Source organism: Pseudomonas aylmerensis (genome assembly GCF_001702265.1).
Lineage (GTDB): Bacteria > Pseudomonadota > Gammaproteobacteria > Pseudomonadales > Pseudomonadaceae > Aquipseudomonas > Aquipseudomonas aylmerensis.
In genome coordinates, this window is record NZ_MAUE01000023.1 from 109,700 (window position 1) to 136,085 (window position 26,386).

The 26,386-nt window shown below is 60.5% G+C and carries 23 protein-coding genes and 2 pseudogenes; 14 read left to right on the forward strand and 11 right to left on the reverse strand.

Annotation, left to right across the window (positions count from 1 at the left end; genetic code table 11):
• The first annotated feature begins 51 nt into the window (after positions 1-51).
• The 6 genes from BBG20_RS16175 to BBG20_RS16200 all read left to right on the forward strand — a co-directional run bounded on the left by BBG20_RS16175 (position 52) and on the right by BBG20_RS16200 (position 6,412).
• On the forward strand, positions 52-1,425 hold the full coding sequence (locus tag BBG20_RS16175) for a Rieske 2Fe-2S domain-containing protein (protein ID WP_065905065.1): 1,374 nt from the start codon (positions 52-54) through the stop codon (positions 1,423-1,425).
• Positions 1,425-1,913 carry a benzoate 1,2-dioxygenase small subunit gene (gene benB, locus BBG20_RS16180; RefSeq protein WP_065905066.1) on the forward strand — a complete coding sequence of 163 codons (489 nt, stop codon included), beginning with the start codon at positions 1,425-1,427 and terminating at the stop codon, positions 1,911-1,913. The genes BBG20_RS16175 and benB overlap by 1 nt, the downstream gene beginning before the upstream one ends.
• Before the next feature lie 10 nt (positions 1,914-1,923).
• Complete coding sequence (gene benC, locus BBG20_RS16185; RefSeq protein ID WP_065905067.1) at positions 1,924-2,946, forward strand: benzoate 1,2-dioxygenase electron transfer component BenC; 1,023 nt, start codon at positions 1,924-1,926, stop codon at positions 2,944-2,946.
• 10 nt (positions 2,947-2,956) lie between these two features.
• Positions 2,957-3,718 carry a 1,6-dihydroxycyclohexa-2,4-diene-1-carboxylate dehydrogenase gene (locus BBG20_RS16190; protein ID WP_065905068.1) on the forward strand — a complete coding sequence of 254 codons (762 nt, stop codon included), beginning with the start codon at positions 2,957-2,959 and terminating at the stop codon, positions 3,716-3,718.
• A 69-nt stretch (positions 3,719-3,787) separates the two neighbouring features.
• Positions 3,788-5,122: an MFS transporter gene (locus BBG20_RS16195; protein ID WP_065905069.1), complete on the forward strand. Its 1,335-nt coding sequence runs from the start codon at positions 3,788-3,790 to the stop codon at positions 5,120-5,122.
• A gap of 42 nt (positions 5,123-5,164) precedes the next feature.
• Positions 5,165-6,412, forward strand: coding sequence for an OprD family porin (locus BBG20_RS16200; RefSeq protein WP_065905071.1), 1,248 nt, complete (start codon positions 5,165-5,167; stop codon positions 6,410-6,412).
• On the opposite strand, the gene BBG20_RS16205 is transcribed toward BBG20_RS16200, so the two are convergent.
• Positions 6,409-6,633, reverse strand: a complete 225-nt coding sequence (locus BBG20_RS16205; RefSeq protein ID WP_065905073.1) for a DUF2790 domain-containing protein — start codon at positions 6,631-6,633, stop codon at positions 6,409-6,411. The genes BBG20_RS16200 and BBG20_RS16205 overlap by 4 nt on opposite strands.
• Positions 6,634-6,743: 110 nt before the next feature.
• Between BBG20_RS16205 and BBG20_RS16210 the strand changes: the two genes are divergently transcribed.
• Positions 6,744-7,679 (forward strand): LysR family transcriptional regulator, encoded by a 936-nt coding sequence (locus BBG20_RS16210; protein WP_065905075.1) that lies wholly within the window; start codon positions 6,744-6,746, stop codon positions 7,677-7,679.
• A 26-nt stretch (positions 7,680-7,705) separates the two neighbouring features.
• Here BBG20_RS16210 and BBG20_RS16215 read toward each other — a convergent pair whose 3' ends face one another.
• Positions 7,706-8,848, reverse strand: a complete 1,143-nt coding sequence (locus BBG20_RS16215) for a cytochrome P450 (RefSeq protein ID WP_107339010.1) — start codon at positions 8,846-8,848, stop codon at positions 7,706-7,708.
• 74 nt (positions 8,849-8,922) lie between these two features.
• Here BBG20_RS16215 and BBG20_RS16220 point away from each other — a divergent pair, with 74 nt between their 5' ends.
• Entirely contained in the window at positions 8,923-9,690 is a 768-nt protein-coding gene (locus tag BBG20_RS16220; protein ID WP_065905077.1) for an ArsR/SmtB family transcription factor, read from the forward strand.
• A 107-nt stretch (positions 9,691-9,797) separates the two neighbouring features.
• Here BBG20_RS16220 and BBG20_RS16225 read toward each other — a convergent pair whose 3' ends face one another.
• Complete coding sequence (locus BBG20_RS16225; RefSeq protein WP_065905082.1) at positions 9,798-10,379, reverse strand: helix-turn-helix domain-containing protein; 582 nt, start codon at positions 10,377-10,379, stop codon at positions 9,798-9,800.
• A 153-nt stretch (positions 10,380-10,532) separates the two neighbouring features.
• Between BBG20_RS16225 and BBG20_RS16230 the strand changes: the two genes are divergently transcribed.
• On the forward strand, positions 10,533-11,453 hold the full coding sequence (locus BBG20_RS16230; protein WP_065905084.1) for a DMT family transporter: 921 nt from the start codon (positions 10,533-10,535) through the stop codon (positions 11,451-11,453).
• 241 nt (positions 11,454-11,694) lie between these two features.
• Positions 11,695-12,891: a GGDEF domain-containing protein gene (locus BBG20_RS16235; RefSeq protein WP_065905086.1), complete on the forward strand. Its 1,197-nt coding sequence runs from the start codon at positions 11,695-11,697 to the stop codon at positions 12,889-12,891.
• Between the two features lie 383 nt (positions 12,892-13,274).
• On the opposite strand, the gene BBG20_RS16240 is transcribed toward BBG20_RS16235, so the two are convergent.
• The 5 genes from BBG20_RS16240 to hxsD all read right to left on the reverse strand — a co-directional run bounded on the left by BBG20_RS16240 (position 13,275) and on the right by hxsD (position 17,753).
• Complete coding sequence (locus BBG20_RS16240; protein WP_065905088.1) at positions 13,275-13,952, reverse strand: DUF5710 domain-containing protein; 678 nt, start codon at positions 13,950-13,952, stop codon at positions 13,275-13,277.
• Between the two features lie 177 nt (positions 13,953-14,129).
• Complete coding sequence (gene hxsA, locus BBG20_RS16245; RefSeq protein ID WP_065905090.1) at positions 14,130-14,738, reverse strand: His-Xaa-Ser repeat protein HxsA; 609 nt, start codon at positions 14,736-14,738, stop codon at positions 14,130-14,132.
• Positions 14,735-15,970 (reverse strand): His-Xaa-Ser system radical SAM maturase HxsC, encoded by a 1,236-nt coding sequence (hxsC, locus tag BBG20_RS16250; RefSeq protein ID WP_065905091.1) that lies wholly within the window; start codon positions 15,968-15,970, stop codon positions 14,735-14,737. The genes hxsA and hxsC overlap by 4 nt, the downstream gene beginning before the upstream one ends.
• Positions 15,970-17,457: a His-Xaa-Ser system radical SAM maturase HxsB gene (gene hxsB, locus BBG20_RS16255; protein WP_065905092.1), complete on the reverse strand. Its 1,488-nt coding sequence runs from the start codon at positions 17,455-17,457 to the stop codon at positions 15,970-15,972. The genes hxsC and hxsB overlap by 1 nt, the downstream gene beginning before the upstream one ends.
• Positions 17,454-17,753, reverse strand: a complete 300-nt coding sequence (gene hxsD / locus BBG20_RS16260) for a His-Xaa-Ser system protein HxsD (protein WP_065905093.1) — start codon at positions 17,751-17,753, stop codon at positions 17,454-17,456. Before hxsD ends, hxsB begins: the two co-directional genes overlap by 4 nt.
• A 545-nt stretch (positions 17,754-18,298) precedes the next feature.
• Between hxsD and BBG20_RS16265 the strand changes: the two are divergent.
• A pseudogene (locus tag BBG20_RS16265) lies at positions 18,299-19,009 on the forward strand (LysR substrate-binding domain-containing protein); the annotation flags it as partial.
• A 12-nt stretch (positions 19,010-19,021) separates the two neighbouring features.
• Here BBG20_RS16265 and BBG20_RS31855 read toward each other — a convergent pair.
• The 3 genes and pseudogenes from BBG20_RS31855 to BBG20_RS16275 all read right to left on the reverse strand — a co-directional run.
• Positions 19,022-19,231, reverse strand: a pseudogene (locus BBG20_RS31855) (SDR family oxidoreductase); the annotation flags it as partial.
• Between the two features lie 36 nt (positions 19,232-19,267).
• Positions 19,268-20,416, reverse strand: a complete 1,149-nt coding sequence (locus BBG20_RS16270; RefSeq protein ID WP_065905094.1) for a hypothetical protein — start codon at positions 20,414-20,416, stop codon at positions 19,268-19,270.
• A gap of 202 nt (positions 20,417-20,618) precedes the next feature.
• Positions 20,619-21,533 (reverse strand): LysR substrate-binding domain-containing protein, encoded by a 915-nt coding sequence (locus BBG20_RS16275; protein WP_065905096.1) that lies wholly within the window; start codon positions 21,531-21,533, stop codon positions 20,619-20,621.
• A 247-nt stretch (positions 21,534-21,780) separates the two neighbouring features.
• Here BBG20_RS16275 and BBG20_RS16280 point away from each other — a divergent pair, with 247 nt between their 5' ends.
• From BBG20_RS16280 to BBG20_RS16290, 3 genes are all read left to right on the forward strand, one after another.
• Complete coding sequence (locus BBG20_RS16280) at positions 21,781-22,803, forward strand: zinc-dependent alcohol dehydrogenase family protein (RefSeq protein WP_016975808.1); 1,023 nt, start codon at positions 21,781-21,783, stop codon at positions 22,801-22,803.
• Between the two features lie 705 nt (positions 22,804-23,508).
• A complete protein-coding gene (locus BBG20_RS16285; RefSeq protein ID WP_065905159.1) occupies positions 23,509-24,933 on the forward strand; it encodes a hypothetical protein in 1,425 nt (474 codons plus the stop codon).
• The gene (locus BBG20_RS16290) at positions 24,930-26,336 is read left to right on the forward strand and encodes an aminotransferase-like domain-containing protein (RefSeq protein ID WP_065905098.1); all 1,407 of its coding nucleotides are present in this window, start codon (positions 24,930-24,932) and stop codon (positions 26,334-26,336) included. The genes BBG20_RS16285 and BBG20_RS16290 overlap by 4 nt, the downstream gene beginning before the upstream one ends.
• Positions 26,337-26,386 lie beyond the last annotated feature (50 nt).

A 26,386-nucleotide genomic window follows, 5' to 3' on the forward strand; every position in this document is an offset into this window, starting at 1 on the left:
GGACACGTACGGTGAGGGCGCCTGATACAAGAACAACGGAGGGCTTGCCCCATGACCAGTACACTCGACCGACTCGCCCGACAACTGCGCGAGTCCGTGCAGGAAGATCCCGCCAACGGCGTGTTCCGCTGCCGCCGCGACATTTTTACCGACCCTGACCTGTTCGCCCTGGAGATGAAGCACATCTTCGAAGGCGGTTGGCTCTACCTGGCCCATGAGAGCCAGGTGCCCGAGATCAACGACTACTTTACCACCTGGATCGGGCGCCAGCCGGTGGTCATCACCCGTGACAAGCACGGCAGCCTGCATGGCCTGGTCAACGCCTGTGCGCATCGTGGCGCCATGTTGTGCCGGCGCAAGCAAGGCAACAAGGGCTCGTTCACGTGCCCGTTCCACGGCTGGACATTCAGCAATGCAGGCAAGCTGCTCAAGGTCAAGGACGCCAAGACCGGGGCCTACCCCGACAGTTTTGACTGTGATGGCTCGCATGACCTCAAGCGCCTGGCGCGGTTTGAAAACTACCGCGGCTTTCTGTTCGGCAGCCTCGGCGAGGACGTGCCTGAACTGAGTGACTACCTCGGCGAAACCCGCGTGATCATCGACCAGATGGTCGACCAGGCGCCCTTGGGCCTGGAGGTGCTGCGCGGCAGCTCGACGTATGTCTACGACGGCAACTGGAAGCTGCAGATCGAGAACGGCGCCGACGGTTACCACGTCAGCTCGGTGCACTGGAATTACTCGGCGACCATGGGCCGGCGCAACTACGAGGCCGAGGGCACACGCACCGTCGACGCCAATGGCTGGTCGAAAAGCCTCGGCGGCGTCTACGCCTTCGATCACGGGCATATCCTGCTGTGGACACGCCTGCTCAACCCGGACGTGCGCCCGGTGCATGCCCATCGCGAGGCGCTGGCCGAACGCCTCGGCCAGGCGCGTGCCGACTTTATCGTCGACCAGACCCGCAACCTGTGCCTCTACCCGAATGTGTACCTGATGGACCAGTTCTCGACGCAGATCCGGGTGGTGCGGCCGCTCGCGGTGGACAAGACCGAAGTGACGATTTATTGCATGGCGCCCATCGGCGAAAGTGCCCAGGAGCGCGCCACGCGTATCCGCCAGTACGAAGATTTCTTCAACGTCAGCGGCATGGGCACACCGGACGACCTGGAGGAATTCCGCGCCTGCCAGACCGGCTACCAGGGCGCGAGCACCTTGTGGAACGACCTCAGCCGTGGCGCCAAGCAATGGGTCGAAGGCGCCGATGAAAACGCCAGGGCCATGGGCATGCACCCGCAACTCAGCGGGGTCAAAACCGAAGACGAAGGGTTGTTCGTGCGACAGCACGCGCATTGGGCCGCGAGCCTGCAGCGCGCGATCGAACGTGAGCAGCAAGGCCTGATTGCCAGCGACCGGGAGGCGGTGTGATGAGCCTGTCCCGTGACCGCCTGCTCGACTTTCTCTACCGCGAAGCGCGCTTGCTCGATGACCGTCAGTGGGATGAATGGCTGGCGTGCTATTCACCCAAGGCGGAGTTCTGGATGCCGGCCTGGGACGACCACGACACCCTCGTCGAAGACCCGCAACGCGAGATCTCGCTGATCTACTACCCCAGCCGTGACGGCCTCGAAGACCGCATCTTCCGGATCAAGACCGAGCGCTCCAGCGCCAGTACACCGGAACCGCGCACCGTGCACCTGCTCAGCAACCTCGAAGTGCTGGCCGACGACGGCGCGCAGGTCGAACTGCGCTTCAACTGGCACACCCTCAGCCATCGCTACAAGACCACCGACAGTTACTTCGGCACCTCGTTCTACCACCTCGATACCCGCGCCGAGCAGCCGTTGATCACACGCAAAAAAGTCGTGCTGAAAAACGATTACATCCACCAGGTCATCGACATCTACCACATCTGAGGACACCGCCATGACGTATGCCATTGCCCTGAACTTCGAAGATGGGGTCACGCGTTTCATCGACTGCAAGGCGGGTGAGAAGGTGCTCGATGCTGCCTTCCGCCAACGCATCAACCTGCCCATGGACTGCTCGGACGGCGTGTGCGGCACCTGTAAATGCCACTGCGAAACCGGCGCCTATGACTTGGGCGACGACTACATCGACGACGCCCTGAGCGAAGACGAGGCGCAGCAGCGCCAGGTGCTGACCTGCCAGATGGTGCCGCAGTCCGATTGCGTGATTGCCGTGCCGCTGCCGTCCAGCGCCTGCAAGACCGGCACCACCGCATTTGCCGCGACGCTGACCGGCATTACCCGCCACGCCGATGCGGCGCTGGAGGTGCGTTTCGAACTGGATCAGGCCCCGGTGTTCCTGCCCGGCCAGTACGTGAACATCGGCGTGCCCGACAGCGGCCAGACGCGTGCGTATTCGTTCAGCAGCCGCCCCGGTGAGACCGGTGCGAGTTTTCTGATCAAGCACGTGCCGGGCGGTTTGATGAGCGGCTGGCTGCAGCGCGCGCAACCGGGCGACAGCGTGACCATGACCGGCCCGCTGGGCAGTTTCTACCTGCGCGAAGTGGCGCGGCCGTTGCTGTTGCTGGCCGGCGGCACCGGCCTGGCGCCGTTGCTGTCGATGCTCGAAGTGCTTGCGCAGCGCCAGGAAACCCGCCCGATCACGCTGGTCTACGGGGTCACACGCGACCAGGATCTCGTCATGGTCGAGGCACTGCAGGCGTTTGCCGCACGGCTGCCGAGCTTCAACTTCATCACCTGCGTGGCCGACCCGCAGACCGCACATCCATGCCAGGGTTATGTCACCCAGCACATGGCCAGCGAAGTACTCAACGACGGTGATGTCGACGTGTACCTGTGCGGGCCGCCGCCGATGGTTGATGCCGTGCGCCAGCACTTCAAGACGCAGGGCGTGAGCCCTGCGAGCTTCCACTACGAAAAATTCACCCCCAACGTCAGCGCCAGCTGCGATGCCGCCTGAGGACATACGCATGACTTCACGTTTCACAGACAAGGTCGCGCTGGTCACCGGCGCGGCCCAGGGCATTGGCCGCCGTGTTGCCGAGCGTTTGCTGGAGGAGGGCGCCTGGCTGGTGGCGGTGGATCGCTCGGAACTCGTGCATGAGTTGCAGCATGAGCGCGCGCTGCTGCTCACCGCCGACCTCGAACAGCACGCCGAATGCGCGCGGGTGATGGCCGCCGCCAAGGCGCGGTTCGGGCGCCTCGACATTCTGGTCAACAACGTCGGCGGGACCATCTGGGCCAAGCCGTTCGAGCACTACGCCGAGAGCGAAATCGAAGCCGAAGTGCGCCGTTCATTGTTCCCGACGTTGTGGTGCTGCCATTGCGTGCTGCCCTACATGTTGGCGCAGGGCAGCGGCGCCATCGTCAATGTGTCTTCGGTGGCCACCCGTGGGCTCAATCGCGTGCCGTACGGCGCGGCCAAGGGCGGGGTGAATGCACTGACTGCCTGCCTGGCCCTGGAAACCGCCGGCAGCGGCATCCGCGTCAATGCTACCGCGCCCGGCGGCACCGAGGCGCCGCCACGGCGTATCCCGCGCAACAGCCAGCCACAGAGCGAGCAGGAGCGCCTGTGGTATCAGCAGATCGTCGACCAGACTCTCGACAGCAGCCCGATGAAGCGCTACGGCAGCATCGACGAACAGGCTGGCGCGATTCTGTTCCTGGCCTCCGACGAGGCGTCCTACATCACCGGCGTAACCCTGCCGGTAGGGGGTGGCGACCTCGGCTGACCGCCCGCTTTCACCTGCGTGTTCCACCTGCAGACATTGACTCACAACAACAATAAAGAGAGCACTGCCATGCGTACCCATGATGTCCATTCGATAATTGATAATGCCCCGTTCAACCGCTTTCACTGGCTGATCGTGAGCCTGTGTGCGGTGCTGTTGATCTTTGACGGCTATGACTTGTTTATCTACGGTGTGGTCCTGCCGTCGATCATGCGTGAGTGGGGGCTCACCCCCTTGCAGGCCGGCGCCCTGGGCAGCTATGCGCTGTTCGGCATGATGTTCGGTGCGTTGATCTTCGGCACCCTGGCGGACCGCTTCGGCCGCAAGAAAGGCATCGTGTTCTGCTTTGCGTTGTTCAGCATCGCCACCGTGATCAACGGCTTCGCCAGCAGCCCGACCGAGTTCGGGATCTGCCGGTTTATCGCCGGGCTCGGTTGTGGCGGGCTGATGCCCAATGCCGCCGCGCTGATCAACGAATATGCACCGAAAAAAGTTCGCAGTACCTTGATGGCCTTCATGTTCAGCGGCTACTCCCTGGGCGGCATGCTCGCGGCGAGCGTGGGGATTTTCATGCTGCCGGCCTATGGCTGGTCGTCGATGTTTTTTGTCGCCGTCATCCCGCTGCTGTTGCTGCCGTTGGTGGTGTACTGGCTGCCGGAATCGATTGGTTTCCTGATCCGCCAGGGCCGCACGGACCAGGCACGGGCACTGCTCGCGCGGCTGTCGCCGGGCACGCCGATCAATGCCGACGACGAGTTGGTCATCGCGGACATCAAGGGCAAGGGCGCCTCGGTGGTGGAGTTGTTCCGCCACGGCCTGGCGGTGCGCACGGCAATGATCTGGACCGCGTTTTTCTGCTGCCTGCTGATGGTCTATGCGCTGAGTTCATGGCTGCCCAAACTGATGGCCGGCGCCGGCTACAGCCTCGGGTCGAGCCTGTCGTTCCTGGTGGCGCTGAACCTGGGCGGCATGGCGGGCGCGTTGATCGGCGGGCGCCTGGGTGATCGTCTCAACCTGGTGACCGTGACCATCGGCTTCTTTATCGCCGGGGTGTTCTCGATCAGCCTGCTGGGCATCAACAGCCCGATGCCGGTGCTCTACCTGCTGATCTTCATCGCGGGCGCGACCACCATCGGCACGCAAATCCTGCTGTATGCCGGGGCGGCGCAATTGTATGGCTTGTCTATCCGCGCGACCGGCCTGGGCTGGGCGTCCGGCATCGGTCGCAACGGTGCCATCGTCGGCCCGCTGCTGGGCGGTGCGCTGATGGCGATTGAACTGCCGCTGCAGCTGAACTTCATGGCCTTTGCGATTCCCGGTGCCATCGCCGCATTGGCGATGACCGTGTTTGCCCTGAATGAGCGGCGCACCCGTGTCGTCTTGCCGACCGCCCAGGCGCTGTGACCTGCCGAACCGTCGATAACAACAATAACGAAGAGCAACGACATGCACACACAACGTATCTGGCTCGCCCTGTTGGGCGTGCCCCTTGCGGCGACGGCTGACGAGGGTGGTTTTTTCAAGGACTCGACGGCCACCCTGCAGGCCCGCAACTATTACTTCAGCCGCGACTTCTCCGACATCGTCGGGGCCAATCGGCAATCGCGGGCCGAGGAGTGGGGCCAGGGCTTCATCCTCACTTACAAGTCCGGCTACACCCCAGGCCCCGTGGGCTTCGGCCTGGATGCGCTGGGCACCCTGGGCCTCAAGCTCGACAGCAGCCCGGACCGGGTCAATACCGGCTTGCTGCCGGTCAAGGACGATGGCCGCGCCGCCGACGAGTACAGCCGCCTGGGGCTGACCTTCAAGGCGCGGCTGTCCAACACCGAATTGAAGGTCGGCGAGCTGCAGCCCAACCTGCCAGTGCTGGCCTTCAGCGACATCCGCCTGCTGCCCCCGAGTTACCAGGGCGTGGGCATCAGCTCCAGCGAGATCAACGGCCTGGCGTTGCAGGCCGGCCACTTGAGCACCACAAGCCTGCGCAACGAGGCGGGTGACGAAAAGATGATCGCCATGCTCGGCCATGTACCGCAGCGCGGGGCCGAGAGTGATACCTTCAACTACGTGGGCGGCGACTATGCCTTCAACAGCAAGCGCACCAGCGTCAGTTATTGGCACGGGCAGTTGAAGGACATCTACGCCCAGGATTTCATCGGCCTCAAGCACAGCCAGCCGCTTGGCACCTGGGTACTGGGCGCCAATCTTGGCTATTACACTGCGCGCGAAGACGGCGACCGGTTGCTCGGCAAGATCGACAACCAGGCGTTTTTCTCGCTGTTGTCGGCCAAGCGCGGCGCGCACACGGTCTATGTGGGTTACCAAGCGATGTACGGCGACAGCGCTTTTCCGCGCGTCTTCGCCAACATCAGCCCGCTGGGCAACGAGGTGCCGACCTATGAGTTCGCCTACACCGACGAGCGCTCGTGGCAAGTGCGCTACGACTACGATTTTGCCGCGCTGGGCCTGCCGGGACTGACCACCACCGTGCGCTACATCACCGGCGACAACGTAAAGACCGGTGCCGGCTACGAGGGCAAGGACCGCGAGCGCGACCTCGACATCGGGTACGCCGTGCAAAGTGGCGTGCTGAGCGGCCTGGGCATCCGCATCCGCAATGTGATGGCGCGCTCCAACTACCGCAGCGACATCGATGAGAACCGGCTGATCCTCAGTTACACCTGGAAGCTGCTCTAGACGCCGCCCTGGCAGGTGCCCATCACGCTGTATTTGAGCGTGTGGCTGACGCCCTGGCTGTCGAGATACACCAGGGTCGCGGGCTCGACCTGGCAACTGCCGGGCACCGCCGTGACGGAAACAATCTGCTGGATATCCAGCCCCTGGCTGTCATTGCCGCCGGCGGCGAAAGCGCCGGTGGCGGTGAGCAGCAAAGCAACGCCGAGCAATTGAATTTTCATGGTGTCGTCCTCTATCAACAGGCTCCAGTGTAGTGGCTGCAGCGCCGTATTAAAGACAGGAACCGGTAAATGACCCGTACGTATTGCGTAGCAATCAAGGCCCGACGCTGATGGACGTGTTCAATGGCATGCGGGTGTTTGTGCAGGTGGTCGACAGTGGCAGCTTCGCGGCGGCGGCAGAGGTGTTGAGCCTCTCCGGCGCGCATGTCTCACGTTTGATCGCCGACCTGGAGCAGCACCTGCAGACGCGCCTGCTGCAGCGCACCACCCGGCGCCTGAGCCTGACCGAGTCGGGCGAGCGTTTCCTGCTGCGCTGTCGCGGCATCCTCGACGACATCCGGGACGCCAGCGCCGAAGCCAGCGGCGCCCACCTCAACCCGCGCGGACGCCTGCGCGTGCACTGCATGAGCGGGCTGGGCGTGCTGATCACCCCGCTGATCGCACGCTACAGCGAGCTTCACCCGCAGGTGTCGATGGAACTGAGCTTGTCCCAGCACACCCCCGATCCGCTCGAGGAGGGGCATGATGTGGTGATCTCCATCGCCCACGCGCTGCCGGATTCGGCCTTCGTCAGCCAGACCATCGGCCAGCTGTTCAGCGTGCCGTGCGCAGCGGCCCGTTACCTGGCAAACCATGGCGTGCCCGACCATCCCGGGCAACTGCTGCAACACCGGCGCCTGCACCTGCAGGATTTTCAGGAAGATGAGTGGCGCTTCCAGGGCGAGGCGGGAGACCTCAGCGTTCCCCCCGGCACAGCCTTCCGGACCAACGTGGCCGACGCCATGGTCAAGGCGACGCAAGAGGGCATGGGCATCAGCCTGTTGCCGTTCTTCAGCGCTGCCCCGGCCTTGCAGGACGGCTCGCTGCTACGCCTGCTGCCGGATTATCGGCTGCGTGAGCGCACTATCTTCGCGGTGCACCCCTCGCGGCGCTTTCTGGACGCCAAGGTGCGCACGTGGGTGACGTTTTTGCAGGCCAGCCTGCCGGCGTTGTTGGCCGAGTACGTCGGGGTGGTGGAACAACCGGGGCATTGGGCGCCGCGTTGATCTCGCGGCCTGAGCTAACCCTGCGATCATCGCTGGGTGTCCCGATCACCATGGAACCTGGGAATGCGACCATTGAGGGAGGGCAGATACCGCCAGCGAAAAGCACCCACAGACGCGGCTGGCTGTCGGCGCAGCCATGCCGAGACCGCCTCGGCGGCGATCGCCAAGGCAAGCGACTGGCCTGGACATTGATGTCTTCCCGCGCCAAAGCTGAAGGTTCGTCGCTGGGTTCGTTCGAGCAAGCAGCGATCGGGTTCCGGGTTCGCGCCGGGATCCCGGTTGGCTGAGGCGAGCAATAGGAGAACGGTATCGCCGGGCGCCAGTACGTTGCCCTCGATATTGCATTGCTGGGTGACGAATCGCCGGGTGTTTTGCACCGGTGAGTCGTAGCGCGCCACTTCTGCCACCAGGTCTGCAACCTGCTGCCCGCCTTCAAGCAGTCCAGGCTCACGATGCAGCGCCACGAGGCTGTTGCCGATCAAGCCTGCGCTGGCTTCACAGGTCTGTGACAACAGGCCGATCAGGTTGGCGATCAATGCCTCGCGGTCTCTCCAGGCGGTGGCTGCGCAAGCGCTTTGGACGTGGCTCAGGAAGCGGCTACTGTCATTGGCGTCGCTCAGCAGCGCGCTGAATAATTGCCTGAGTCGAGTCGCCGCGCCATGGGCGCTGTCGAGTTGAATGTCGTCGCTCAGGGGCGACAGGCAGGCAACAAAATCCCGCGTCAGCCTTGCGACGTCCTGTAGGTGGCTGGGTGGGAAGCCTATCAGCGCTGCAATGACGCACACCGGTACGGTGAACATCAATTCATCCAGGTGCTCGACGGGGAGGGTCTCGACCAGGCGTGCCACGAGGCCTGCGATGCGTTCTGTCTCGACAGCGACCAACGCCGGTTCGATGGCCATCCTCGGGCACATGTGCTGCGGGCCCTCGTTCATGCGCATCAAGCGAGCGAAAATCATCCCCGCGGCGCCTTGCGCAATGGCCGCGGGAACCGGCTCGTCCGGCGGACGCACCCGACAGTCGGGATGCCCCAGGAGGGCGTCGACCGCGCTGGCACTACTTGCAATCCATAACCGAAGGTCGGTATCGAAGTACAGCCCACCTTGTCGCCTGAGGCAGGCGTAATAAGGGTAGGGATCGGCATGGGTTGCGGCTTCAAAAGGCGTCATTCCTGGAGTCCTGTTCACAAAGAACGGCTACTATCGAACACCTTTCATGCCGACGATTCGCTCAGGAACGAAATATGGATGCCCAAGGCAATGACAGCGCGATTTCTCGGGTAGCCGGTGCCATTGCCGAGCCTGCGAGGACTAAAATGCTGTGTGCGCTGATGGATGGCCACGCACGTACCAGTACCGAAATGGCGGTTATCGCCGACGTGAGTGCATCCACGGCGAGTGCGCATCTGGTACGGCTCAAAGACGCCGGCTTGGTAAGGCTGCACACGCAGGGTCGGCATCGCTACTACAGCCTGGCGGACGTGCAGGTGGCCCAGGCGATCGAGGCCCTCATGGTGATCAGCCAAAACGCGGACACGCGCTACGTTTCCACGACCCCGAGCCGATTGCAGTTCGCGCGTACCTGTTATGACCACATGGCAGGATCATTGGCCGTGCAGCTGCACGACCACTTCATCGCGTCAGGCTGGCTGACCGTGGCGGTTGCCGGGGACGTCCTGTATCAGCTCACGGCGAGCGGCGAAACCGCCATGACGGGGTTGGGTATCGAGGTGGAAAAGGCCAGGGCCCAGCGACGTCGTTTCGCGTGTTCATGCCTGGACTGGAGCATGCGCCGCCCTCATCTGGCGGGGGCGCTCGGCGCGGCTTTCCTGCAGATGCTCCTGAGCCGCCAGTGGGTTATTCAAGACCTCGACAGTCGCGCACTTGGATTGACAGCCAAGGGGCGGGAAGCGCTGTCTGGCCGGTTCGGGATCACGCTTGAAAGCCCACAGGTGCAGGGATCAGTGCAGCGAAAGATCAACCGATCCGCCGAACTGGCCTATGACGGCTGACGGATACGTGTCGGGAAAGCAGCCTCTGCGTGTTCGCTGAGTATGGGCACTTTGCCGGTGACTTCGGCGCGTGGCTGGTTGTTCGTGCCGTGTCCATGGCCGCCACCTCAGAGATGCTCGATCACCATCACCGCAGTAGTGTCGGCCTCAAGCGCTTCGAACACGTGAGGCGCATTCGCCAGGTAGCTTATGTAGTCGCCCGCGTTCAGCAACACCGGTCCGTCTGCCGGGCCGATGCGGGCACTGCCACTGCACAGCACCACGTGCTCTACGGTGCCTGCCGGGTGAGGCTGGGACAGGCGGACTTCGCCAGGCTGTACCTTCAACCGGTAGAGGTCGCGCCGCACTCCGGCCGGGCAGTCGGCAAGCAGTGTCGCGGCATAATTGGCCGTCTCGGCATACGTCGTCATGCCCTCGTTGGCGCGGATCACCCGCAGGGTTTGCTGGGGTTGCTCGAAGAAGCGAGTGACTTGCAGGCCCATCGCCATCGCCAGCGACCACAAGGTTTCGATGCTGGGATTACCGATTCCCGACTCCAATTGAGACAAGGTCGATTTCGCCACCCCGGCGCGCTTCGCCAATTCGGTCAAGGACAGCCCGGCGGCCAGGCGTTCGCGCTTGATTGAAAGCGCCAGCAGATCGATTCGGCTGGGATTATGGCTCATGGGGCTGTTCGTTATGTCAGTCATTTGTTCTTCAAATCATCCGATTGCGAATTGACGCTCTGGGTTAGCGTGTTCATTATAGTGGTCGTTAGTTCATTATAAAGTTCTATTTGTCGAACTCTCCCGCGAACGGCGGCCTGGGTCACGGCAATGTCGACAGCAAGGAAGCCGAGAGTGATGAAGGCGCAAACCCGTGGGACGTTCGAAATGATTTCGGCCATGCTGATCTCCGGCACGGTGGGCTGGTTCGTCATCATGTCGGGGCAGAGCCCGCAGGCCGTGGTGTTCTGGCGTTGCGTGTTCGGCGCGTTGGCGATGTTGGTCGCGTGCCTGATGCTGGGGGTGCTGCGTCGCCCGCTGATCACTGCCCGGCAGTTCATTTGGGTGTGCCTGGGCGGGGTGGCGCTGATGCTCAACTGGGTGCTGCTGTTCAGTGCCTACCAGCATGCGTCAATCGCCATTGCCACGGTGGTCTACCATGTCCAGCCGTTTATGCTGGTCGGTCTGGGGGCGCTGTTTTACGCCGAACGCCTCAGCATCGCCAAGCTCGGCTGGCTGCTGGTGGCCTTCGTCGGCCTGATGCTGATCGTGTTCGCCAAGGGCGGCGGGCAGGCCAGCGGCGCCGACTACCTGCTGGGCGTCTGCCTGGCGCTGTCTTCCGCCTTCTTCTACGCGGTGGCAGCAGCGATCACCAAGCGCCTCAAGGAGGTGCCCGCGCACCTGATCGTGCTGATCCAGATGGTGGTCGGCGTGCTGGTGCTGGCCCCATTCGTGGACTTCGACAGGGTCGACACGGTCGGGGATGCCTGGATTTACTTGATCATTATCGGCGTGGTTCATACCGGGCTGATGTCGACGCTGCTCTACAGCGCCATCCAGAAAATCCCCACGGCCCTGGTCGGGGCTCTGTCATTCATCTACCCGATCGCCGCCATCCTGGTCGACTGGGTGGCCTTCGCGCATCCGCTCAGCAGCCTGCAAGTGATTGGCGCGAGCGCCATTCTGCTGGCGGCGGCGGGCATGAACTTCGGTTGGTCACTGCGCCGTCCCGGGCCGCAGATAATCGCGCTGACTGACCGCCGTGGTCGCCAGGATTGACTTGGGCGATGTTTCAACTCGGTCACCTGTGGCTGGTGTGGCAGGCGCTGTCATATGACGTTGAGGGTTGGCATACGCTGCTGGTCGCCACTCACTTATCTGAGCAGCAGTGCCTGGCGCTGTTTTGTGGGCCGTTGTGAGCGCTCGGCCGCTTTTTGCCGCCTTTTGCCCCTCCCACCGACAGCATCCTATTCGACTAAACTCCAGCCGAGCTGCTCCTGACAGCGCCTGGTGAGACTCGATGATTGCCCATACCCCCACGCTTTTTGCCTGCGTCGCCTTAGTGGCGACGATCATGGCGTTTTGTCTGATACTGGTCGGCCAGTTCAACCAGCGTGACGGCTTGCTGACCATTGGCTTCGGTTTGCTCGCACATGCCCTGGCTTACGTGGGATACACCTTGTACGGGCACGCGCCGTTGTGGTTGACCTATGGGGCGGCGAACACTTTGCTGGCGGTTGCGCTGGCGTTCTACGGGGCCAGCGTATTTCGAATTGTCGAGTTGCCCGTCTCCTGGTGGCGGATATTTGCACCCGCTGCACTCATGCTCGTATTGATGGCAAGTTTGATCGACACGCTGGAGCCGCGAATGCTCGCGGCCACGTTGGTGTTGATGGTGCAGTGCGCCTTGATCATTTATTGGACGCGGCGCTACATCCCGGCTCAGGGGCGTGCGCGTATGCTGTTGATCATCGGATCGAGCATCAGCTTGATCGGATTGGGCATGCGCGTCGTCGCGATCATCGGCGGCGGGGCTGCCGAGATGCGCTACGACGTCAGCAACCTCAAGCAAACCATTTCAGTCAGCATCGGCACGTTCACCGCCATGATGATTTCCCTGGGACTGGTGCTGCTGGCCAAAGAGCGCAGTGAATCGCTATTCCAGCGCCTGGCGTTAAGAGACGTACTGACCGGCATTCTCAATCGCCGGGCGGTCCTCGAGCAGTTTTCCAAAGAATTGGAGCGCGCGCGTCGAGATGCGTCCTACCTGGCGGTGGCGATGGTCGACATCGACCATTTCAAGCAGATCAATGACGTGCATGGACACCTGGCGGGTGATGAAGTGATTTGCCATTGCGTCAACCACCTCACCCAACGCATTCGTGAATCCGACAGTATCGGTCGTTATGGTGGCGAGGAGTTTCTGGTGCTGCTTCCCCGCACCAGCCCCGAAAACGCCATGGCCGTTCTGGACGCGTTGCGCGCATCGGTGGCGGAGTCGCCGGCGCGGTTTGGCGAGGCAATCATCTCACTGCGCATCAGTATCGGTGTTTGCTGCGTAGTGCCAGACGAACGTGACACCACGGCGAGCCTGCTTGCCCGTGCGGATGCCGCTCTTTATGAAGCCAAGGGCCTGGGGCGCAATACATTGTGTTTGGCAGCGCCACATGTGCATCAGAGTACAACCACGTCCATTTATAGCATTGAGCCCAGGTAAAACGCTTGGCACCGGCGGTGGTGATCGGCATGGGTTATCTGAGCGGGCGGGCGCATTGCGCCGCGCTGCCTTGATCAGCTTTGTTGAACGCCCTTGTACCACTCACTACGACGTACCTATATCCAAGTAGCCATGAATCGTTATCGTGGTGAGGCGGTTTGAGCACTATAACTTCAGCGATGACAGGGACATCAATTAGCTAATAAAACCATCGACCTCGTATTGCTCCAGTGATCGTTTAATTGAGCAATACATTTCTTGGCAAAGTACACGGCGGCCCTTTTTAACTTGTCTCGCTGTTCAGTGACTACTGATTTTACTCAATACCAAAGGTGGGCCTGAGGCCCGTGGGTCCTCGAACTGTCCGGGATTGAATAGGGGAATTAGGGTTGTTCGCGAACCTGCATCCAGTCGAAAAAATCTTCGGATGCAAAGCCGACGCTGCAGTTGGCGTCGAACCGCTCGTTGATTCTGATGAGAGTCATCCGCTGAGCTTCTTGAGGTGAGGTTGGGAAGAAAGCTCCACCAGGTTCGCTGTGCATGAAAAAATCGCCGAGCTTGGCTCCGCAGTTTTCGCAGTGATTCATCAGATAACGGCTGCCCACTGTTTTGCTATAGGCCTGCTTGAATTTGTTGGTGAAGTGATGGATCTGCTTCGTGACCAAGGGAGAGAGGCTGGCGACGTTGGAGACCGTTCCGCGATATCCATGGCACTTCCATTCGCCGAGGTTGCTTGTGAGCGCGAAATCTTCGTCCTCATCCTCGTAGTAATCGAACTCTTCGTGTTGCTCGGGCAGCTTGAACGCAAACACGCGGGTCAAATTAGAGCAGCCCCAGCAGTCTGACACTGACTCTATGACGTAGTAATAAGGTGCTCTGACACTAAATTCGGGGCCGTGCTCCCACTCTGCGTGCTCTGTTACGGGCAGCCATTGAGCCAAGGGAGCGATCTCGACACCCTCGGGGATGTACCAAGTCTTCAGGCTCGGGTCCCACCTGGCACCGAGTGATTTCGCTTCATCTTTTTCTGAGAAGGGGACTTTCAGATCAATCCTTGCCATTTCCGTATCCGTACGTATTGCTGAGTAAGCGCCAGATCACATGCTAGAACCTTCTGGTGCTTTTGGGGATATTCGAATTCTAAAAACATGGCGACAAAGTTTTGTCGACTTGAATGATGTGCTGCATGGGATAACTCCTTCGTTGCTGAACGGACGCCAGCTTTAACCTGAAGCGACTTATGGAATCTTGATACCCAACGCATTCAGCGATGGCGTATCCATCCGGCCATTGACGGTCAGCCCACTGTCCATCTGAAAGGCCATCAACGCACCACGCGTCGCTTTGCCCATTACCCCATCAATGGAGCCTTGGTAATACTGGCGAACCATCAGCGCGGTCTGCACACGGGTGACCAGGTTGCTTTTCTGCTCATTGGTCGCACGACTCTTTGAAGTACTCGAACTTGTCCCGCTGGTAGTGCCAGGCGACTGATAAAGGCTATTGCTGCTGGGGGTGCTGCTCGAAGCACTCGGCGCGCTGTAGCTTCGGGTGCTGGTAGCGGGTGGGCTGTAGTAGCGAGGTGCGCTATAACCACCTGAGCCGCTGTAGTGAGAACTGTGCGAACTGTGGGACCGGTGAGAACTGTGCGATCGATGTGCCGCATAGATGTTGACGGTGTCTGGCGCATTGAGCGTATCGGCAAATACCGGAGGCTGTAGCTTGTCGTTGGGTTGCCAGTTCGCATCGGCGAGCGACATATGGGCCGCCTGTGCCAGGGTAGTACCTGCCATCGGCAGCAAGCTGATCCCACTGATCAGAACTTTCCAGCGGTCGAGCAATTTCACTGTGCACTCCTTGCATAGGCGTTAAAAGCCTCGGTCGATAGTGGTTGTACGCCGCGGCTCTGCCAGCGGTCGTTGTGGGATTTGAAGAAACCAGAGCAATGTTTGACGGCAGCGCATTGCTGGCAGGTATCGATGAACAGGTTCTTCCAGTCCGAGATGCTCTGGCGGGCGAAAAGCGAGAGGTGGGCCGGGATCAGACACAGGGGCAAGTTGTAGATCGAAACCGGCACTCCGCGGTTGAACAGAAAATACGCGGCTTGGCTCAACGACTCCTGATAGTCCAACGGGTCAATCCACAGTTCTTCGTAATTCTTCCTTGCCAGGCCGGTACTTTCGATACCCATCAACGCAACATGCCGCACGAAGGGCAGGTTCCTGAATACGTAGTGGGCGAGTTCGGGCAAGCGTGGCGTGGTCAGGCGATTGAGCACCACGCGTATCTCGATGATCTGGTTGGCGCGGGCCAGGTTGTAAAGACCTTGCAGGGTTTCGCTGAAAGCGCCTGGAGCCTGCACCACATGGTCATGGTCTTCGGCATTGTCTGCATAAAGCGGGATGCCCCAGCTCAACTGAGGGTGGCCGATGGTAGAGAGCGCTGCGATCCAGCTTGAGTCTTGGAACAGACGCCCGTTGCTGAGCACATGAATGGATTTCTGCGGCAAAACGGCTTTGCACTTGGCCAGGATTTCGAGCAAACCGTCGCGATAAAGCGTTGGTTCTCCGCCGCTGATTCCCAGATTTTCCTCGCCCGGGTCCATCAGGTCGATCAGCCGTAGGTTCTCCTCGATGTGCCACCGGTCATTGATATCTTTGGGCGGCTGCGAGCACATCAGGCAGAGGCTGTTGCAACGATCGGTCATGAACAGCAGGTTGCTGTCTGAGCCTCGTCTATAGAGCACTCGCACCAACGCGTTGCCTGGTGTGATGGCAATGACATCGCCGGGCTGCACGACATCCGCGTCTTTTGGGGTGTGCAGGTGTGGCCGCGCGCTGTCGAAGTCGCCGATCAATGGCTCCGGGATCAGGAATCCACCCACTGGTAATGAGAGCAGATGCGGGCTCCGTAGCCGTTCTTCGTTTGGCAGCCAAAGCAGCAGGTCACCGAGCTCAGCGTTTCCGGCACAAACAGCCAGGCCTTGTCCGATGAACTCATCCAGAGTGATGACCTTGAGCAGTTTCGGCTCATTCAGGTGATGGATTTCGAAGTGGGTATCTTTGCGCAGCATCGCCATCAGCCCCTGTAACCCGGAAACCGGACATCGTTGTAAGAGCGCCTGTTCAACCAAGACAGCAGCACCCTCTGCACGTTGTCGTCGCCATCGCAAAGCAGGCCGAAAAGATGCTTCAGCAACCCCATGTTCTTCTTGCAGAAGCTGCTGAACACTCGGTGTCCGATCGGGTCAGCTTGGCGGGCATAGTGTTCGATGGGGTCTGCACCACAGTACGGTACAAGTGCGCAGTCGGTGCAGCCCGGCAGCGCCTCTGCTACACCACTGGCGAGCAACGCATTCATAACCGGCGATGCGAGTAATTCAGACAGGGGTTGCTGCACGGTGCCGAGCTTCAAGCCGTCTTCACCCATCTCCAGCAACATTCGGGCTTCGTCCGAGGGATAGACGTAACCGTCATAGTTGTAAACCAGCGCCGCAGTGCCTGCGCCAGCAGGGGAGCGCAGATCTACATAGCCGGAGGAGAAGGGGGTCAGGATATTTTTCAGCAACAGGCTCGTATAACTCTCTGAGAGGTATACGCCCTGTTGGTTGATATGCAGCAAATAGGCTAGTGCCTTCTTGTAGAAGGCCAGGTATCGCTCAATAGGATAATCAAGTCGATGTGCACTCTTGGTGGCAAACCCATAAGGACTCAGAGGCCGAAGCGAAATGCTGGAGAAGCCTTGGCTAACATACTCATCGATGATCGCTTCAGGTTGTTCAAGGCTTCTTGAAGTCAGCGTGGTCAGCGCGGAAACTGCATCATGACCAAGGCGCTCACGGACCCACTGGATGCCTTTGACAGTGCGTTCGTAGGAGTCTCGTGACGGGGTAGGGCGGTTGGCATTGTGCAAGGGCGCCGGCCCATCGAGCGATGTCGAAAACTGGATGCGGTTTTGCTCTGCGAAGTCGAGTATTTCCTCCGTCAGGTGGTGCAGCGTGGTCGTGATGACGAACTGGATATCCCGTTGTTCGTCCACGTTCCGTTCAACGACCCATTCGACAATCTGGCGGACGCGATCGAAGGCCAGAAGCGGCTCGCCACCCTGAAACTCCACAGTCAGGGCGGGAGCGTTCGATTCGAACAGGCGATCGACCGCCGCCTGTGCATCCGCTTCCGACAGATCGTGGCCGGATCCTCCCAGAGGGGCCCGTGACACCTGGCAGTACTGGCAGGTGTGGTTGCAGCGCAATGTAACCACGAACAAGTGCAGTGCAGGACCCTGGAAGAGGAAGTCCTTGCGGCTGCGATACTGCGCTGCCATTTCCGGGAATGGGTCGTGGCAGCCTGGTTCGTAGATGAAGTGGCGGGCCAGCAGGTCCTTGTAAAAAGGCGTACTTGCTTGAACGTCGAAGTAACTGAGGGCTCGTAATTGCGCGTCGTTCACGTGCATGTACTCACCGGTATCGGAGGTGAGCAGGATGTCACGGTCATGTCCCGTGTTCATGCGCATGAATCGAAAAGGTAGCAAGCGGTAGTGCTTGGCGTCTGTCGCAATCAGTGTCACTGGGAAATCCCACATCCAGCGAGAGCGGCTCGGGCCAGTACTTCGCGCAGCCCAGCAGTTTCACGGTTGATATGATCGCGTAGAGCGAAGTCGTTCAGCTGCTGGAGGATCAGCGAATGAGCCTGTTCCGGGGAAAGCGTTAGCCTTACTTCAGCTGGGTGGGCCGTCAGGCTTATCTGATTGGCTTCAATACCGACCTGGATCGCGACAATGTCGGCCAGAGAATAAGCTACGCGTTGCACTACGCTGAGGGAGTAGGCTGCGCTGTCGAGTTTCAGCGTGACTGGCCATGTCATCGGAATCGGTCCTTCAAATCCGTTGGGAACATGTGGATTTTGCCGGTTGCCAAGGCATTATGCCATCATCTTTTTTTCATTCGCACGCAATTGTCGAGTGTGGTGGGTGGTGCGCTCACTACGGCTCGGTCATTGATACCGGGTAGGATCGAGGATTCTTATCACCATCAGTGTCCCCATTCTCATCAATAGCCTGCTTGGCTTCAGGCTGGGGGCATCCTTTTAAATCATCCGAAGCATGCCCCAAGTCTGGCAATCCTCTGGAAGTGGATGGATCTCCATGGCCTATGAAAAGCCAGAAATGATCAGATAAACGGCCTGCCAGACGGCTTCTATAGACTCTCAGGATCCCCAAAAAACATTTTTACTTACCTCTGGAAAGGTAGTTTCAGGCAGAAAAAATGAGTTATGCCCCTATTTTTGCCCCCACCCGTACCGGGTGTGTGAGCGATCGAGAATGACGATTGCTGACAGAAGACCAAGCTGGTATGGGGTGGCTTTCAGCGTCAGTCAAAAATTGTGAATGGGGGGAGGAGTTCCTTCCAGAGCAACTGTTCAAGCGCGTACAACCGCTGTTGGGCGATCTCGAATGCGCGGTCAACGACGTCACGTCGGAGCGCAACACTCCATCCGGCCTGATCCGCCTAAGTGCGTCCGAGTCGTCATTCAAATGCTTGATCCAGCACGTCATGCCCCAATTCCTCCAGGACAACCCGCAGATCCATATCGAGTGTGTGGCCGATAGCCGCTTGGTCGACATCGTCGCCGATGGGTTCGATGCCGGCATTCGCCTGTTTGATGATGTCCCGCGGGACATGATCGCGGTGCGCTTCGGCCCCGACGTGCGATTTGCCGCAGTGGCTTCGCCCGGGTACCTCAGCCGGCACCCGGCGCCTAGTGCACCCCATGACCTCAAGGCGCATCGATGCATCCGGTTTCGCTTTGCCAGCGGCACGCTGTTTTGCTGGGACCTCGACCATGCGGGCAGGTCAGCCAGCATTGATGTCAACGGGCCCATGACCATGGACAATCTCAACCTGATGACTAAGGCCGCGCTGGCGGGCATTGGCATCGCGTGGGTGCCTGAGCAGCAGGTCGAGGCGCACTTACAGGCCGGGCGGCTGGTCCATCTGCTGCCTCACTGGGGGCCTTCCTATGCCGGTGCATGTCTTTACTACCCGGCTAACCGACACCCGCCGATGGCCTTGCGGATGTTTGCGGAAGCGGTGCGCGAGTGGGTACGCCAGCAAGCTTGACGGCGTTTAGCCCTACTGGTCGTCGCCGTACCAATATTGAGCGGTTACACCGCCGTCTATAAGGAAGTCGCTGCCGGTAATGAATGTGCCTTCAGGGCCCATCAGCAGCGCGGCGACCGTAGCGACTTCATCGGGCGTACCACCCCGCTTGGCGGCGGATTATTCGATCATGCGGCGGTAACCGTCCCCGCGCGGGCCACTGAGCTCATCCCGGGCCAAGGGCATCCGTAGCGGCTGCAGTAGATTTGCAACAGGCCGCTAGACCTTGAGCACGGTATCGTGATCGCTGGGAAAGCGAGTGAAGTGCTGTTCGTAGGATTGCACATCCACCGCCAGCACCAGGTTATCGCCGGCTAGCGAGACTGTCAGCACCACCGGTACCGCACCATTGTTGAGCAGGCGCTTGTCCACCCATTTCCCGCCAACCTTTTTGCGGATCACGGTACGAATGGTGCGCGCTCCCCTTAACTTCGCCGCTACCATATGCCGGGTCCATGACGGCGACACCGAGCTGCCCTGCAGCGGAGGAATCTCGTGGTATCCAAAATCGTCCAGCGGCACTTTCACCGGGGCTACGGCGCTGACTTTTACGGGAGTGTTGAGCGACAGCACATGCAGCGTGCTGCCACGGTAGCAGTGATACAGCACGTGCCGCACTTGGACGGTGGCATCACGCTTGCGCCCAAGCAGGTCGACGAACACCGTGAGGCACTCATCAAACGGTTCGAGCTTCCCAGGAAGGATCTGAAACGCCTCGTAGTAGCCACCGACGCCCGCCTGCAAGGTTCGCTGCTCCCCTAGGTCCTCTTGCATCAGCATCAGCGGTACCATATGAGCGATATGAAAGCGCTTGGTATCTTCCGGGTGCTCCGCGAAGACGCGCGCAAACGTCTCGCCGCGTAGGCGTAGCCAGTGCAAGAGATCGAACGAGCCGCTGCCAGCGATATACACCTTGCCGAAGTAGGGAAGGACTTCCTCCACACGGGTTGCATCGACGGTTTGGAAGCACATGTTGGCGCCAGCAACGCCGATCACCTCGTATTCCGAAAAGCCGCTGTTGTCGGCAATTTGAGTCGCTACCTGGAAACAACCAAATACCCCCGCCCGGCGCACCGTTTCGCGCAACTCATCCGGTAGTGGCAGCGAGTTGTTGAGGACCGCTTGCAGAACCTGGGCGAAAGCGTCGATGTGGCTTACAGTGCCCGCCACCAGGCACTCGATCCTGCCGACCGGCCCCTCGGCCGTGACCATCTTGCGGACAAGGCGGGTGACTTGCAGCCCGTGCCTGGCAAAGTCTTCGGTGGTGCCACCTGTGGGAGTACGTGCCGCTTCGCGCCCCAGGCTCTTGGTTATCAGCACATCGGCGATCGCGATACGCACGTCCTCGAAAAACGCAATGACTGTCATAATTTCCCGTGATCTACAGGCTCATCGTCATGGCAAATTGACATTGTCGAGTAACGAATACAAGTTGCATTTTATTTTCGAGAACTTTCCGCTGCGTGTACTTGAACTGAACTTTGGAATCAAGTGGCGTTGGGCTGACTGCAGTGGGTTAGATTTTCATATGGCTATATGTCAATAATCGTTTTTTGATATGCGCAGTTTTTTACAGGCTATCCGGATCCCCAAAAAACATCTGAATCCGCGACCGCAACCACCGCTCCCCCGGATCATTATCCTGCGACCCTCGCCACGCCATGTGCAGTTCAAACGAGCGCACCGGCAACGGCGGCTCTTCGGCGCGCAGGCCGCCGGCGGCGGTCAGGGCTTCGGCGGCGTAGTCGGGGACGATGGCGACGATGTCGGTGCCTGAGAGCAAGGTGCCCAGGCCGTTGAACTGCGGCACGGCGAGCACTACGTGGCGCTTGCGGTCGAGCTTTTCCAGTTCTTCGTCGATGAACCCGCTCAAGTCGCCGGCAAACGACACCAGCGCGTGGGGGCGGGCGCAGAAGTCGTCCAGGCTCAGGGAGCCCGGCACACTGTCGGCGCGCAGCAGTTTCGGCAGGCTGCGGCGCAGGACTTTGCGCTTGGCGTTGGCCGGCAGGTCGGCGGTGTAGCTGACGCCAATCGAGATTTCGCCGGAAGCGAGCAGGCCGGGCATCAGGATGTAGTTGACGCGGCGCACCACCAGCACGATGCCGGGGGCTTCGGCGCGCAGGCGCTTGAGCAGTTGGGGCAGCAGGGCGAATTCGACGTCATCGGACAGGCCGATACGGAAAACGGCGGTGCTGGTCGCCGGGTCGAACTCGGCGGCGCGGCTGACGGCGGTGGAAATCGAGTCCAGGGCCGGGGAGAGCAGGGCGAAGATTTCGACCGCGCGGGCCGACGGCTCCATGCTGCGGCCAGTGCGTACGAACAGCGGGTCATCGAACAGCCCACGCAGGCGCGACAATGCCGCGCTGATCGCCGGCTGGCCCAGGAACAATTTCTCGGCAGCGCGGGTCACACTGCGCTCATGCATCAAGGTTTCGAATACGATCAAGAGGTTAAGGTCGACACGACGCAGGTCGTTACGGTTCATCTTGTGTCCTGGAAGAGTCAGCAAACTTGACGAGAGCGGCCACATAGGAACAATGACCGGCATGAATCTTACGGGGAAAGGCTGGTACTCTGCACAGGATAATTGAGTTTTCCTACGATACTTGAGGTCAATTCCTCAGTTGCGGAATCAATAACAGACATGTCGACTATTAACGGCGACCGGTGGTCTTACCTGGAAAGCCCAGATAGAGTTCATGGCATTAGAGGTTACTTTGACGAGGTTTGCGATGTCCCGCACGATCCGTTTTCACAAGTTTGGTCCGGCCGAGGTGCTCAAATGCGAAGAGCATGCAGCCGCGCAGCCCGCACCGGGCGAAGTGCAGGTGCGTGTCGAAGCGATTGGCATCAGCTGGTATGACATTCTGTGGCGCCAGAACCTGGCGTCTTCCCATGCACGCCTGCCGTCCGGCCTTGGTCATGAGATGGCCGGTGTCGTGGTTGCCGTAGGCGATGGCGTGGATGACTTGGCCGTCGGCGATAAAGTCGCCAGTTTTCCGGCCGAGAGCCCCAATGATTACCCGGTGTATGGCGAACAGATCGTCCTGCCCCGTTCGGCCCTGACCCGCTACCCGGATGTCTTGAGCCCCATAGAAGCCAGCGTGCACTACACGCCGCTGCTGATCGCCTACTTTGCGTATGTGGACCTGGCACGCGTCAAGCCCGGCCAATTTGCCCTGGTGACGGACGCCAGCCACTGCGCCGGTCCTTCCTTTGTGCAACTGGGTAAAGCCCTGGGTGTGCGGGTGATTGCCGCCACCAAGGACAGCGAAGAGCGCGAATACCTGCTGTCCCTCGGTGCGGAGAAAGTCATCGTCACCGAAGAACAGGACCTGCTGATGCAGATCAACAAGTTCACCGACAACCGCGGCGTGGACGTGGTGTTCGATGGCTTGGGCGGCCCGCAGATGTCGCTGCTCGGTGATGTGCTGGCGCCACGTGGCAGCCTGGTGCTCTATGGCCTGCAAGGTGGCAACCAGACGCCATTCCCGGCCTGTGCGGCGTTCCAGAAGAACATTCAGTTCTTTGTGCACTGCATCGGTAACTTCACCGGCAAGCCTGAGCTGGGCATCATCCAGGACCAGGTCGCCTTGCAGCGCGCCTTGCGGGATATCAACCAGCTGACTGCTGACCGCGTGCTGGTACCGCTGAAAACCACGGTGTTTCCATTCAATCAGTTCGTGGAAGCACACCGCTACATGGACGAATGCCCGTGCCGCGAGCGTGTGGCACTGCAGGTTGAAGCTGTTTAAGGCGTAGGAATATTCGCAAACGAGTGTTCCTGACCGCTGGCGCATGGGGCAAATGCGCCATTTGACAGGGCTGAAGCCGCGCAGGCTTCAAGTTGACCTCCCTGCATTTGAGCCCCTGATTCCTGGCTTTCCCCCTGACGCCGCGTTGAATTCCAGCGCGGCGTTGTTGTGTGCGCGTCATTAACGCCTGCGGTGTTGTCTATCTGCACTGGTTTTCGGCCAGCTTCTGTATCTATTAATCATTATTCCAGCGCTGATAATTGCCCTTCACTTTCATCTCAAGGACTGAGCAATGATTGACTATTTGATGCGTCATCCGCGAGGGCTTCGAACTCATCGCGTAGCCGAGACGTGGTGCAGGGCGAGCACTTACTTGCAGGGGAAGTTCACAGTGTGGACAGCAAGAAGTTGCTTGAATCAATTTGTCGGATGTTTCTTCAAGTTGTTGGATAAAGGTGCGTAGGAGGGCGTCGGAATAGTCCTAGGATGGCCGCCTCGGCGCGCTTCGGCCCAGTAATAAAGGCTGTCTGTGCGTTTTCCAGGCGTGAGCCATGCCCGAAGAGATCCGTGTCGTTTTGTTGCGCGGTGCTAGTGTCTATTCATCGGTGCACCTGGCGACGGGCGAACTTCTTATCTGCGCAATAGCTCAAGCAAACACTGTCAGCAGTTGCTTGAAACTGATATTTCAACTCAGGTAGTAGAATGATGAGCACTATTCACGAACAAGCCATGACGTATGTTTACCAGCAAGTTCTGCAACGCTTGATCGGGCACTTTAATCGCGCTGAACGTACTGCACTTCAATTGTTGATCCAGCGTATCGTGGTCGCGGCGGGTGGCATGGAACAGGTGGGGGATTATAAGGTGCTGATCGCCCACGGCGGCGGCGAGGTCAGCAGCTACACCCTGGCGCTGCTGCGCGCTGCGCAACTGAGTATTGCCGGCCGGGCCCCGCGTACCTTTCACTTGCGGGTCGCGACCCTGCGCTACCCCGGCATGACCGAGAGCAGGCTCGACACCCTCAATCGAGGCTACGCCCGCCTGTTTCTCCACGACGACCCGCGCGTGGAGTTGTTGATGGTGGAAAACCACGACGTTCACCCCTTTAACCACCTTCGCCCGGCCAATGCCGCCGGGCGCGAAATCAGCCAGCGCAATCGGGTGATGGTGGGGCACATGACCGCCGGAGACTGTCGCGCGGCGCTGAGCAATGACACCTACCTGGCCTTGGGGGATTTCTACCAGCGGGCCAGCACCTGGCGCGGCGGTGTGCATGCGCTGGTCAGTGGCGATTCGCCACGCAAGCAGAGCCACTTGCTTGCCTGGCTGAAGAAAACCGCGCTGGGCACCGGTGTCGCCGCCCCCAAAGCCTGGCCGCAGTCGCTCAACGGCTTGTTCGCGCGCATGGAAGAATGGAGCACCGCTTACTACGACGACCTGTACGGCGAAGAACATGCGCCGCGCGTCACGCCCAGTCTCGCCGGCCACCGCCACTTGGCGTACATCGGCATTGCCGACCTGCTCGATGGCGTCGACCCGAGGTCGTCGTCCTTGCTCACCGAGTTCATGGCCCACACCCCTGACGCCCTGGGCTTTCATTTCAGCCATCCGGCCTTTTCCCATCCCTTGCTGATGGCTCACCTGCGTGGGTTGCAGGCCGAGTGCCTGCGCACGCTGGACTACGAAATGGGCGTCGAAGGCTTTATCCAGCAGGTGGCGCCGTTCATGCGCCGCCTGCACCTGAGCGAGGCGATGTTCGCCGAGGCTTGCACCGGTGATGGCCGCACCTTGTCGGCCACCCAGGCCAACCAGTTTTTCGGCCTGGATGAAACCCAGCTGACTTGCCTGTTGTTCTCGCCGTTTATCCATCATGGCGAAAGGCTCGAAAGCTATTTGCGCCAGTGCCATCCCGGCATGTTGGTGGCCCTGCCTGAGCTGCACAAACTGCTGCAGGGCAAGCCCTGCGCCGACATGCTGCAGCAGTGGGTGGTGGACACCAGTGGCTTGCCGCTGCCGTTGTTGCTGCACCTGTACCAGAAACGGCCGATGGTCATTACGGGCAGTAAACCGCGCGGCGCCCGCGCAACGGCCCGCAACCCTGCGCAGGCCCTGCAATTGTCCGGTCAATGAGCCTGCGCGGCGAGCGGCAGGCTGACTTCGCGTATCAGGCGGTCTATCGCTACATGATCAGCCTGATCAACCAGGTCAGTACCGATGCCCGGGTAAAACTGCCGTCCTTGCGCCAACTGGCCGGGCGCCTGAACGTATCGATCTCGACGATCCAATACGCGTATTCGCTGTTGGAGAAGGAGGGCAGGGTCTATTCGGTGGCGAAATCGGGCTATTACGCCTGGCCGCTGTCGGTGAGCCCGTCGGCCTGGGCGGGCGGCGATTTGCTCGATCGGCTCTACGCGGCGGCCCGTCGCCCCGGCATGCTGGTGCTCAGCGGCGATGAGCCGGCGTTGCTGGCATCCCTGGATAGCAGCTTGTTGCGATTGGAACGCGAGTTGGTGCGTCACTATCCGCACCCGTTGCAGCCGTGGTCGCAGCCGTGCGGCGTGTGGGAGTTGCGCGCGGCGTTGGCGGCGCGCTACACCACATCGCCCACGCGCTGCTGGCACGCCGACGAGGTGTATATCGGTGCCGATTTGCGCGGGGTGTTGGACATTCTGATCGAGGTGCTGGGCCTGCGGGGCACCACGGTGATTGTGGAGTCACCGTGTGATTGGCTGATCCTGCGTCTGTTCCAGGATGCCGGGGTGCACCTCATCGAGTTGCCCTGGACGCCCGACGGGCACCTGGACATGGCGACCCTCGATCAACTGTTACGTGATGAGCCCGTGCACCTGGTGTTGCTGTCCTCGGCTGTCAGCTTGCCCTCGGGGGTGGCGATGTCGATCAGCGAACGCCTGGGCGTGGCGCAGTTGCTCGAGCAATACGGCTGCTGGCTGCTGGAGAACGACACCTTCGGCGAGCTGGGTTTCAAGGGGGCGCAAGCGCCCCTGCGGGAGTTGGTGAACCCCGAACGGTTGATCGTGTTTTCTTCGTTCGAGAAGGTCCTGGGCGCGGAAGCCCCCTTTGGCTATCTGCTGTCCCGGCGCATGAGCAGTGAATTGCAGCGTCAGTTTCTGCTGCGTTCATTTCGCTTGTCGTCGATCCGCCAGCGTGCCATTGCGCGCCTGTACCAGAGCGGCCGGATCGATCAGCACTTGCGCGCACTGCGCCAGCAATTGCGCGAGCAGGCCGCCGAAATGGGCCAGCGCCTGGACCAGCACCTGGGAGACCAGGTGACTTACCGCGCGCCCGCCGCCGGGGCGACGTTCTGGCTGGGCTGCACCCGGCCGGTCGACATGCGCCAGGTGTTCCAGCGCCTGCTGACTGAACACGTGGTGATGGCCCCGGGTGAACTGTTCAGTGTCAGCGGCCTGCATCGCCAGCACCTGCGCATCAGTCATACCTTTGAAGGGCAAACCAACCTGGATATTGCCCTGGCGGCATTGAGCGACGCGCTGCGGCAGGCACAGATGGGGTGAATACGTGAATTTTCTCTTGATGCTGTAGGATCGATACCGTCGCGCAGCAG

Coding starts and splice junctions, on each gene's coding strand:
- BBG20_RS16280 (WP_016975808.1), top strand. CDS start 21,781: ATGTCCCGCACGATCCGTTTTCACAAGTTTGGTCCGGCCGAGGTGCTC.
- BBG20_RS16230 (WP_065905084.1), top strand. CDS start 10,533: ATGAAGGCGCAAACCCGTGGGACGTTCGAAATGATTTCGGCCATGCTG.
- BBG20_RS16200 (WP_065905071.1), top strand. CDS start 5,165: ATGCACACACAACGTATCTGGCTCGCCCTGTTGGGCGTGCCCCTTGCG.
- BBG20_RS16215 (WP_107339010.1), bottom strand. CDS start 8,848: ATGACGCCTTTTGAAGCCGCAACCCATGCCGATCCCTACCCTTATTAC.
- BBG20_RS16275 (WP_065905096.1), bottom strand. CDS start 21,533: ATGAACCGTAACGACCTGCGTCGTGTCGACCTTAACCTCTTGATCGTA.
- benC (WP_065905067.1), top strand. CDS start 1,924: ATGACGTATGCCATTGCCCTGAACTTCGAAGATGGGGTCACGCGTTTC.
- BBG20_RS16195 (WP_065905069.1), top strand. CDS start 3,788: ATGCGTACCCATGATGTCCATTCGATAATTGATAATGCCCCGTTCAAC.
- BBG20_RS16270 (WP_065905094.1), bottom strand. CDS start 20,416: ATGACAGTCATTGCGTTTTTCGAGGACGTGCGTATCGCGATCGCCGAT.
- BBG20_RS16190 (WP_065905068.1), top strand. CDS start 2,957: ATGACTTCACGTTTCACAGACAAGGTCGCGCTGGTCACCGGCGCGGCC.
- BBG20_RS16235 (WP_065905086.1), top strand. CDS start 11,695: ATGATTGCCCATACCCCCACGCTTTTTGCCTGCGTCGCCTTAGTGGCG.
- BBG20_RS16175 (WP_065905065.1), top strand. CDS start 52: ATGACCAGTACACTCGACCGACTCGCCCGACAACTGCGCGAGTCCGTG.
- BBG20_RS16205 (WP_065905073.1), bottom strand. CDS start 6,633: ATGAAAATTCAATTGCTCGGCGTTGCTTTGCTGCTCACCGCCACCGGC.
- BBG20_RS16290 (WP_065905098.1), top strand. CDS start 24,930: ATGAGCCTGCGCGGCGAGCGGCAGGCTGACTTCGCGTATCAGGCGGTC.
- BBG20_RS16240 (WP_065905088.1), bottom strand. CDS start 13,952: ATGGCAAGGATTGATCTGAAAGTCCCCTTCTCAGAAAAAGATGAAGCG.
- BBG20_RS16225 (WP_065905082.1), bottom strand. CDS start 10,379: ATGACTGACATAACGAACAGCCCCATGAGCCATAATCCCAGCCGAATC.
- hxsC (WP_065905091.1), bottom strand. CDS start 15,970: ATGGCGATGCTGCGCAAAGATACCCACTTCGAAATCCATCACCTGAAT.
- benB (WP_065905066.1), top strand. CDS start 1,425: ATGAGCCTGTCCCGTGACCGCCTGCTCGACTTTCTCTACCGCGAAGCG.
- BBG20_RS16210 (WP_065905075.1), top strand. CDS start 6,744: ATGGACGTGTTCAATGGCATGCGGGTGTTTGTGCAGGTGGTCGACAGT.
- BBG20_RS16220 (WP_065905077.1), top strand. CDS start 8,923: ATGGATGCCCAAGGCAATGACAGCGCGATTTCTCGGGTAGCCGGTGCC.
- BBG20_RS16285 (WP_065905159.1), top strand. CDS start 23,509: ATGAGCACTATTCACGAACAAGCCATGACGTATGTTTACCAGCAAGTT.
- hxsD (WP_065905093.1), bottom strand. CDS start 17,753: ATGACATGGCCAGTCACGCTGAAACTCGACAGCGCAGCCTACTCCCTC.